This is a genomic window from Psychrilyobacter piezotolerans, from assembly GCF_003391055.1.
GTDB classification, from domain to species: Bacteria; Fusobacteriota; Fusobacteriia; order Fusobacteriales; family Fusobacteriaceae; genus Psychrilyobacter; species Psychrilyobacter piezotolerans.
Window position 1 is genome coordinate 54,901 of the sequence record NZ_QUAJ01000022.1, and the last position, 9,616, is coordinate 64,516.

Below are 9,616 nucleotides of genomic sequence, written 5' to 3' on the forward strand. Positions count from 1 at the left end.
ATTATTTTAAAATATAACATTTTTAGCTGCTTTTTACAATATATACCTAAAACTATTATAAAATATTAAGTTCTGATACTATTTTTTCTAATATTGTTTCAAAACTATAACCTTTTAGCTTTCCTAATTTAGGCAGCAGGCTTGTAGTGGTCATCCCGGGACTGGTATTTACTTCTAAAAAATATAATCCATCTTTCGACAGAATAAAATCACTTCTGCTCATCCCTCTAAGATTTAATATATCATGCACTTTAGATGCAATTTCCATAGCTTCCTCATAGTAGTTTTCCTCTATTATAGCAGGAACTTCATAAATAGTTTTTCCGACTGTATATTTTGACTCAAAATCATAGGTTCCCGAATTAGGTATTATCTTTACTACTCCTAATTTTTCACCATTTAAGATTCCGGCAGTCAGTTCTTCCCCAGCGATGAATTCCTCTATCACCAGATCTATCCCTTTTAATTTCTCTACTGCCAGATATGCTTCCTCTGAATTTTGGCAGATATAGAGACCCACACTGGACCCCTCTTTAGAAGGTTTTATAACTATTGGATATTTTTCCACCTCATCTATACTAGTATACTTCATTGGTGTTTTAATTCCAAAATCATCTACAATTATTTTTGTTAAAACTTTATCCATAGATACAGCACTGGCTGTTACACCTGATCCTGTGTATGGCTTTTTTAAAATATCTAAGACTGCCTGCACTCTTCCATCTTCACCAAATTCCCCGTGTAAAGCTACATATGCTAAGTCATATTCATTTTCCATAAGTGCAGTCAAATAATTTTCTTCCACCAGATCTATCTTAAAAGCATCATATCCTAAATTTAGAAGCCCCTGCAATATGGCTCCTCCACTCATTAGTGATATCTCTCTTTCTGAGGAGACCCCCCCCATCAATACTGCTATTCTCATATTTTCTCTCCTAGTCTTCTATAATTACAATCTCTTCCTCTAGTTCAATCCCTGAATCCAGTTTTACTTTTTCCTTCACTGTCCTGATTATCTCAATAACATCATTATATTTAGCACTTCCATGATTTTCCAAAAAATTCGGATGAACATTGGAAACCTGCATATCTCCTACTTTATGTCCCTGTACACCGGCTGCGATTATTAATTTAGCTGAAAAATGTCCCTCTGGATTTTTAAAAGTACTTCCCAGATTAGGCATACTTAAAGGGTGTCTGCTTTCTCTTTTTCCCTTTAATTCTAAAACTCTCTCCCTGTCAAATCCCATTTCAAATTTAAATACAGCACTTATGACTACCCATTTTTTTTCCTGAATCTCTGTATTCCTGTAAGTCACATAGATCTCTGATTTCTTTATTTTTCTGATCTCAAAATTTTCATCTATTATCTCGATCTCTTCTATATAGTCAAAAACTTCAGAACCATAAGCTCCTCCATTCATATAGATCAGACCTCCTACACTTCCGGGAATCCCCGCTAGATTTTCTAATCCTGAATAATTTTTTTCTGCTGTAAAATCGATCAGGTCATCAAAATTTAATCCCGACTCTACATAGATTCTTCCATCTCCCAGATCCTCTATATTATTTAATTTATTTAAACTTATAAAGGATATATCCATATCTCTATCCGGGATCAGTGTATTAGTTCCATTACCTATAAGAAAAGTTTTTTTTCTGGTTTTTAAAACTTCAACAGCTTCCTCTTTTTTCTCTATTATTATCAATTCTTTGGCCATTCCACCAATTTTCATATTAGAATATTCCTTCATATGATGATTTTTGTATATTTTCATCTTACCTCCAACTTTTCAACTACCTTATATGCCATCTGTGATATTGTTCCTGCTCCCATAAAGATATAGGTTCTGTCTTCAGCTCTCACTTCTTCCAATATTTCTTCCACAGTAGTTAAAATCTTTGCATTTCCAGAAGTGTAGATATCCGCAGCCAATTCTTCCAGTGTAATTCCGTAGATATCTTCCTCTCCTGCAGAATATACAGGAAGTAAGATTACCTCATCTGCCAGATCAAAACACCCTTTAAATTCTTCATATAAAAACTTTACTCTGCTGTATCTATGGGGCTGAAAGATCGCTGTGATTTTTTTAGTTTCTATTTTTTTAGCACCTTCCAACGTAGCTCTTATTTCAGTCGGATGATGTGCGTAATCATCTATGATCCTTGTATCTCCATCTAAAAGAATGTCATACCTTCTTTTGGCACCCTTAAATTTTTCCAGCCTGATTTTTATCTCTTCTAGAGATACTCCTAAAGTATAAGCCAGGTATATAACCCCTAAACTATTGGAAATATTATGTCTTCCTGGTACAGACAACCTGAATTCTCCTAAAAGTTTTCCGTCCAAGATTACATCATAGACACTCTTTCCGTCTATTATTCTGATATTATCTGCATATATCCCAGCTTTTTTTTCTATACTATAAGTCACAATTTTATCCTTGGATCCCAGTATATTTTCAGATTCCAAACAATCTATATTCAGCAGAGTGAGTTTTTTAGTCTGCTCATAAAATTGGACAAATGATTTCTTTATGTTTTCAAAACTGCCGTGATTTTCTAAATGATCCGCCTCTATATTGGTTATGATAGAGTATTCCGGCAGTAGATATAAAAATGAATTATCACTTTCATCTGCTTCTGCTATCAAAAATTCCCCAGTACCACAATGTGCATTGGAGTTTATCTCAGGTAAGATTCCTCCTACTACAATGGATGGATCTAAGGGCAGCATCACAGCTCCTAACATAGAGCTGGTAGTAGTTTTCCCATGGGTTCCAGCTACTGCTATCCCGGATTTTTTGTTGAATAATCTAGCCAATAGCTCCCCTCTTTTTATCACTTCTATTCCATTTTCTACAGCAAACTTATACTCTGGATTAGTCTCCTTAATAGCACTTGACCTCACTACTAAGTCAATTCCTTCTACATTTTTCGAATCATGCTCATAATGAATTTTAACTCCCAAACTTTCTAATTCTGTACTTACATCTTTTTTACTCTGATCCGATCCGCTTACCCGGTACCCGCTCTTAGCCATTATTTTAGCTAACCCGCTCATACCTATACCATTTACTCCTATAAAAAATACTTTTTTCATCTATTTATTCCCCCAAATTTCTAAGGCATCCACTATTTTTTCTGCTGAATTTCCCTTTTTCATTCTTTTTAATGCCGCCCTCATCTCTTTTAGTTCGTATTCATTTTTCACCAATTCCAGAGCCATTCTAACAGCATTTTGAGCTTCTCCATCTTTATAGATGAGACTAGCCTTGTTCTCTGAAAGGATCTTAGTATTTTCAAATTGTCCCACTTCACGGAGCTGGTATGGTATCAATATCGATGGTTTCCCTAACTCTATTAATTCTGAGATTGTCAATGCTCCTGACCTGCACAATACCAAATCAGCAGCACACATTATATTAGCCATATTTTCAAAATATGGCTTTATCTGGTCGGTTAATTTATATTTAGATAATTTAGACATAACCTCTTCATAGTTATTTTCTCCGGTAGCCCAATATATCCTTGTATTTTTTTCCTTTAAAAATGAGTCCCATTCTTTGATCAATGCTTCGTTGATACTTCTTGCTCCTAAACTTCCACCCATGATAAGGATCATCTTTTCATCATCTTCTAATTTTATCTTCTCCCTCTCATCATGATGATCCAGGGTATAAAATTTCTTTCTGAGGGGATTTCCTGTAACCTGTAATCTAGACTGGTACTTTGAAGGCAGTTCATCATAGGTCAAATCAAAGGCTAAAAACATTTTTTTACTAAATCTATAAAATATCTTATTGGCCAGCCCTAAAGTAACATTTTGTTCCTGCAGATATATAGGGATTCTTAAAATCATCGCACTTAACAGAGTAGGGATAGATATATAATTTCCAAAACCAATCACTGCATTAGGTTTTTCCTTCCTCAATATTGAAATAGCTTTTTTTGTTGCTTTTAAGACTTTTACTATCGATTTAAAATTTCTTAGAGGCAAAACATCTAAGCCTATGAATTTATATCCCGCATTTGGAACAATCTCTTTCTCCATCCTATGACTAGTTCCTATGAAAATCGGATCTATCCCCTTTTTCTTTAATTCATCTGCTACTGCCAAGGCTGGATAGATATGTCCTCCTGTTCCTCCTGCTGTTAAAATTATCTTTTTCATCTATATCCCCCTGACGGCTTTCAGCCGAATGTCTAATTTTCTTCTTTAAATGTTTCCAAAACCAGTTTTTTGAATATCCTTCCCCTCTCCTCATAGTTTTTAAACTGATCAAAGCTGGAACTGGCCGGAGACAGAAGAACTGTTAAATCTTTTTCATAATCTCTATTTTTTATCTTTTCTCCCAGTGTAATCACTACTTTTTCCAGAGTTTTTAAGGTATAAATATCCTCCTTGGGATAGTTCCCTGCCAGCAATTCACCCTCCAGTTTAGGAGCTAATTCTCCTATCAAATATACTTCTTTTACACTTTTTTTTATCTCTTCAATGAGGGGTGTTAATTCCAGGTTTTTATCACACCCGCCGCATATGAGTATTGGTTTTTCAAAAGCTCCTATGGCTTTCATTGTGGATTCCAAATTGGTTCCCTTGGAGTCATTTATAAATTTTATAATATTGTTTTCGTTTTTATAGGTATAAAACTCCTCCATCCTATGTTCTAAGGTTTCGGTGTTCTCTAAAAAATTTGTTATGACCTTATTGTCTATACCAATTAATTTAGCCGCTCCTGCAATAAACAATATATTTTGTAAGTTGTGTCTTCCTTTTAGGGAGAATTTATCTGTCGGCGTTATTTTCCTATCTTTAAAATATAAGTTATTTTCAGACAGACAGATATCTGTATTTTCTTCCAAAGAAAGTTTCAAAATCTCTCCGTCAATCCTATCTAATCTTTTCATTATCTCCGGGTCATCTATATTTACTATAAATTTGTCCCCTGAATTTTGATTCATTCCTACATTGAATTTTGTATCATAGTATTCATCAGCATCTCTATACCTGTCCAAGTGATCGGGAGCAAGGTTGATTATCATAGCTATGTCAGCTTTAAACTCATATAGGTTTTCCAGCTGGTAAGAACTAAGTTCTAAAACTATATACTCATATTTGTTTTTTTCTAAAACAGCTTCTGAATATGGAGTTCCTATATTTCCGGCTGCTATACTCCTAATTCCTGCTGCATTCAATAATCCAGCTAATTTACTTGTTGTTGTGGTCTTCCCATTGGTTCCTGTAATAGCTATAACCTTCGTTGTAGAAGTTTTTTTCATGTAGTTATACGCTACCTCTATCTCATCCACTACTTTAATACCTTTTTTTTCTATTTTTTTTATTAGGTCGTTATAGGGTATCCCCGGACTTTTTATAAACAGGTCTATCCCTTCTAAATAAGCTACCGCATCTGTAGACGAAATCCCTGTTTTGTCATCTACAAGTACTGTTTCCCATTTCATCTCTTCAAATAATCTCTTTACACTTCTACCGCTGATTCCAGCCCCATATATCATAGCTTTTTTCATCTTATTACCATCCTTTATCTTTTTTTCATAGATTTATAGGTTATCGTAAGGGTAATTCAACAATTACTCTTACGATAAACCTCTTTTTTCATAGATTACACCGGGATTCTCGGTGTAATCTGTATCCAAGGTTTTAATTATTAATTTCTCTATCTTAACTTTAGTATTATCAAACTTCCTATCCCACATAATAAGGCTATTATCCAAAATCTAATAGTTACCTTGGTTTCTGCCAAACCTTGTAATTCAAAGTGATGATGGATAGGAGCCATCCTAAATATTCTTTTTTTTCTCATTTTATATGAACCTACCTGTAATATTACAGATACTGCTTCCACTACAAATACAAATCCAATTAAAAGAAATAACAGCTCTTGTCTCAAAAATATTGCAACTACCCCTAATAATCCACCTAACATCAGAGAGCCAGTGTCTCCCATAAAAATTTGAGCCGGATAAAAATTAAACCATAAAAATCCTAATCCTGCTCCTATTAAACCGGTTAAAAATACCGTAATCTCTCCCGTTCCCGCTATATAGTAAAGATCAAAATGCTGACTTAACTCTGTATGACCTGTAAAGTACGCAATCAACCCTAGAATAGACGCTGCTATAATTACCGGCATAATCACCAAACCATCCAGTCCATCTGTTATGTTTACAGCGTTTGAGCTTCCAATCAATACCACAAGGATCCAGCCTAGTAGCGGAACTACTCCTATATACAAATAGTTCTTTGAAAAAGGATTCATTATTCCAAAATCTAACTCCGTTCCTGATATCCCAAATTTAATTATAAATACCCAAGTCAAGAGAGCTATTAACGCCTGGCCAATCATTTTTTTTCTGCCTGACAAACCTTTTTTACAGATTGTTAACTTTCTATAATCATCTAAGAAACCTATGCTGCTGAATAAAAGCATACACAAATGCAACATCAAATTAAATTTATTAGTTAGATTTCCCACTATTAAATTAGTTATTGCTGCAGAGAAAACTATTAAAACTCCCCCCATTGTAGGAGTCCCCGTCTTTGTAAAATGTGTTTCCGGTCCTACATCTTTTGCCTCGTCACCTATTTTTTCCTTTCTTAAATAAGCTATAAATGGTTTCCCTAAGATCATGACAATCATAAGTGATATGGCAAACCCCAAGAAACCTCTCAAATAAATTGATTTTAAATACGTTAAACTTTCATACTTTTCTGCCAAATAATATAACATCTACCAATCTCCTAATCTAAAATTTTATTCAAACAAATACCATTTGAAGCCTTTAAAAATATCACAGCTCCATCTTTTATTCCTTCTACCTTACATCCAATTTCTTCTGTAGTTTCAAAATAAAAACAATTTTTATGATCCAGTTTCATATATAAGTTTTTCATCTCTTTCCCTACTAAATAAACCTCATCCAAATTTAACTTTTCTATAGTTTTAGACAATCCTTCATGAAGTTTTCCGCTTTCTTTCCCTAATTCCAGCATATCACCTAATATGGCTACCTTATAGTCACCTTTAAAAATTTCATCAAAGGTTTCTAAAGATACTTTCATGGCTACCGGGCTGGCATTGTAAGCATCATTTATAAAGATCTTTCCATCTTTTTCAACCCTTTCAAATCTCATCCCTGTTAGCTTTAGATTTTTACAGGCATCTAAAATTTCTCCTTTAGGCACTTCCATCTTTAAAGCTACAGTCATGGCTAAAGCTATATTTATAGAGTTATACTCCCCATACAGGTTGGTTTGTACTTCTATTTCCTCATCTAAAAAAGATAGTTTAAATTCTCCGCCTCTTTTATCCTGATGAAAACCACTTATAATATAATCATTGTTTCTGTTCTTTCCCACTCTTACAGCTTCTGCATCTTTAAAATAAGGATCGTCTCCATAAACTACTCTAAATTCAGGTTTTACAAAGTCAAAAATTTCTGTTTTTGCTTTAAAAACATTGTCTCTGTTTTCTAAAAATTCCAAGTGAGAGTCTCCTATATTAGTCACTACAGCATAGTCTGGACTGGCTATCTCTCCCAACAGCCTGATCTCTCCTAAGTTACTCATCCCCATCTCCAAGGCAATAAATTTATCACCTTCCTCTAGCTGCAGGAGGGTCAGCGGCAGACCTATATGGTTGTTATAATTACCTTGCGTCTTCTTCCCCTTATATTTTTGCGATAAGATGGAATATAGGATGTCCTTTGTAGAAGTCTTCCCCTCACTCCCAGTGATCCCTATAACGGTAACATCTAAGCTCTCCCTGTATTTTTTAGCCAGCTCCTGTAAAAACAAGATACTATTTTCTACATAAATAGCTCTCTCATCCTCTATTTTGATATTTATATCATCGTAAAATACCAAACAAGCTCCTTTTTCCAATACGTCTTGAATATATTCATTTCCAGATCTTATCCCAATAAAGACATCATTTTTTTTTACCTTTCTGCTATCTATATGGATTTCTCCTATTTCAATGTCTTTAAGATTTTTTTGGTTTGGATACATCTTATTAAAAAAAACTAATTTTTGCATACTTATATAACTCCTTATTATAACAATTTTTACCCTTTAACTCAATCATTCTTACGGTGAGTTTTTGACTCTCTTTCCAGCTGTTTTGCAAAACTATATAGTGTTTCGTGGATTTCACAAGAAATTTTTAATTTTTTCTCCTCTTCTAATCCATGGCCTGTTTTTACCAGGATTGATCTCATTCCCAGGGTTTTTCCGGCTTTTACATCACTAATCTTATCTCCTACCATAATCGAAGACGAAAAATCTATATTTAAATCTTTTTGCGCATCTAAAAACATCCCAGGTTCAGGCTTTCTACAATTACAATCTAATTTATACCCACCTATACCTTTTTCAGGATGGTGGGGACAATAATAAAACCCATCTATATGTCCTCCTATTTTCTCCACTTCCTTTTGGAGATAATCATGCAGTACTTTCACACTGCCTTCATCATAATAACCCCTGGCTACTCCAGATTGATTGGTCACTACTACAACTAAATAGCCTAAATCATTGAATATTTTTATTGCTTCCTTCGCCCCATCTATAAATTCAAATTCTTCTATTTTATGAAGATAATCTTTCTCAACATTTATATTTCCATCTCTATCCAAAAAAACACATTTTTTCACAAGAATCCTCCCATCATAATTTTCATCCCTTATATTATATAAAATTTTTGCACTTTATAACAGATTTTATTTAAAAAATAGATTTTTTTCTATAAAATTTCAATATTCTATATTTTTCAGCAACAAAAAGCCATCAAAATTAATCGATGACTCCTCTATTTTTTTAACTTCTCCAGTATTCTAACCTCACTCGCTATCGAGGGCGAAAGAGATTCTAACTTTTGAACTTTATATTTTTGTCGCAGATTATACAGATTTATTTTGACCTTTCCTTTTGAAGTTTATAGTCGTTGAGCTTCAGCAGTACTGTTCCTACAATGACGATCGTGACTTATTACTCACAAAGACATTTATAAACCTTCTTGAACTTTTACGTCTCGTTTTCCACATCTTAATTTTTTCTAAATAGAAATAAATTAGGTACTCGTGAATCGAGAAACCATAGGGAGGAAGAGGGGAAACTTCCTTTATTTCTGATGATGTACATAAAAAAGAGCCATCAAAATTAATTGATGACCCTTTCTTCTTTTTGAATTTCTTCAAAAAATAAAAAAGACTTGGCAAGTTCCTATCCTCCCAAGGGGCTGCCCCCTAAGTACTTTCGGCGTTTACGGACTTAACTTCTGGGTTCGGAATGTGACCAGGTGTACCCCCGTAGCTTTTCTTACCAAGCTAACTATCTTAACAAATTTTTTAGCAATGAATTAAATTCATCACAAAATTTCGTTAGATATACTTTCTTATGAATGTTATACATTCATAACTATATAATAATGTTTTTTATAAATTAACTTTCTAAATCATTTTGCTTTAGGTTAAGTGTTCGTCATATTAGTATTGGTCAGCTAAAGACTTCACAGCCCTTACACCCCCAACCTATCAACCTCGTAGTCTCCAAGGTGACTTATCAATGATAGAATACTTATCTCTGAGTTGG

General features: G+C 33.9%; 8 protein-coding genes and 2 rRNA genes. All 10 read right to left on the reverse strand.

The features are described 5' to 3' along the window. Positions 1–55 precede the first annotated feature (55 nt). The gene (locus DYH56_RS11825; protein WP_114643082.1) at positions 56–925 is read right to left on the reverse strand and encodes a D-alanine--D-alanine ligase; all 870 of its coding nucleotides are present in this window, start codon (positions 923–925) and stop codon (positions 56–58) included. 10 nt (positions 926–935) lie between these two features. Next, positions 936–1,778, reverse strand: coding sequence for a UDP-N-acetylmuramate dehydrogenase (gene murB / locus DYH56_RS11830; RefSeq protein ID WP_114643083.1), 843 nt, complete (start codon positions 1,776–1,778; stop codon positions 936–938). Further along, entirely contained in the window at positions 1,775–3,103 is a 1,329-nt protein-coding gene (gene murC / locus DYH56_RS16010; protein WP_158539146.1) for a UDP-N-acetylmuramate--L-alanine ligase, read from the reverse strand. The genes murB and murC overlap by 4 nt, the downstream gene beginning before the upstream one ends. After that, positions 3,104–4,174 (reverse strand): undecaprenyldiphospho-muramoylpentapeptide beta-N-acetylglucosaminyltransferase, encoded by a 1,071-nt coding sequence (gene murG, locus DYH56_RS16015; RefSeq protein ID WP_158539147.1) that lies wholly within the window; start codon positions 4,172–4,174, stop codon positions 3,104–3,106. Between the two features lie 32 nt (positions 4,175–4,206). Continuing rightward, positions 4,207–5,532, reverse strand: a complete 1,326-nt coding sequence (gene murD, locus DYH56_RS11840; protein WP_114643084.1) for a UDP-N-acetylmuramoyl-L-alanine--D-glutamate ligase — start codon at positions 5,530–5,532, stop codon at positions 4,207–4,209. A 149-nt stretch (positions 5,533–5,681) separates the two neighbouring features. Continuing rightward, on the reverse strand, positions 5,682–6,755 hold the full coding sequence (gene mraY / locus DYH56_RS11845) for a phospho-N-acetylmuramoyl-pentapeptide-transferase (protein WP_114643085.1): 1,074 nt from the start codon (positions 6,753–6,755) through the stop codon (positions 5,682–5,684). Between the two features lie 11 nt (positions 6,756–6,766). After that, positions 6,767–8,062 (reverse strand): UDP-N-acetylmuramoyl-tripeptide--D-alanyl-D-alanine ligase, encoded by a 1,296-nt coding sequence (locus DYH56_RS11850; protein WP_114643086.1) that lies wholly within the window; start codon positions 8,060–8,062, stop codon positions 6,767–6,769. A 41-nt stretch (positions 8,063–8,103) separates the two neighbouring features. Beyond that, positions 8,104–8,679, reverse strand: a complete 576-nt coding sequence (gmhB, locus tag DYH56_RS11855) for a D-glycero-beta-D-manno-heptose 1,7-bisphosphate 7-phosphatase (protein WP_114643087.1) — start codon at positions 8,677–8,679, stop codon at positions 8,104–8,106. Between the two features lie 555 nt (positions 8,680–9,234). Beyond that, positions 9,235–9,351, reverse strand: a 5S ribosomal RNA gene (rrf, locus tag DYH56_RS11860). 139 nt (positions 9,352–9,490) lie between these two features. Further along, positions 9,491–9,616, reverse strand: a 23S ribosomal RNA gene (locus DYH56_RS11865); the annotation flags it as partial.

Bases quoted from the DNA above. Each gene is read 5' to 3' on its own strand.
- DYH56_RS11825 (WP_114643082.1), bottom strand. From the start codon at position 925: ATGAGAATAGCAGTATTGATGGGGGGGGTCTCCTCAGAAAGAGAGATA.
- murD (WP_114643084.1), bottom strand. From the start codon at position 5,532: ATGAAAAAAGCTATGATATATGGGGCTGGAATCAGCGGTAGAAGTGTA.
- DYH56_RS11850 (WP_114643086.1), bottom strand. From the start codon at position 8,062: ATGCAAAAATTAGTTTTTTTTAATAAGATGTATCCAAACCAAAAAAAT.
- murG (WP_158539147.1), bottom strand. From the start codon at position 4,174: ATGAAAAAGATAATTTTAACAGCAGGAGGAACAGGAGGACATATCTAT.
- murC (WP_158539146.1), bottom strand. From the start codon at position 3,103: ATGAAAAAAGTATTTTTTATAGGAGTAAATGGTATAGGTATGAGCGGG.
- murB (WP_114643083.1), bottom strand. From the start codon at position 1,778: ATGAAAATATACAAAAATCATCATATGAAGGAATATTCTAATATGAAA.
- mraY (WP_114643085.1), bottom strand. From the start codon at position 6,755: ATGTTATATTATTTGGCAGAAAAGTATGAAAGTTTAACGTATTTAAAA.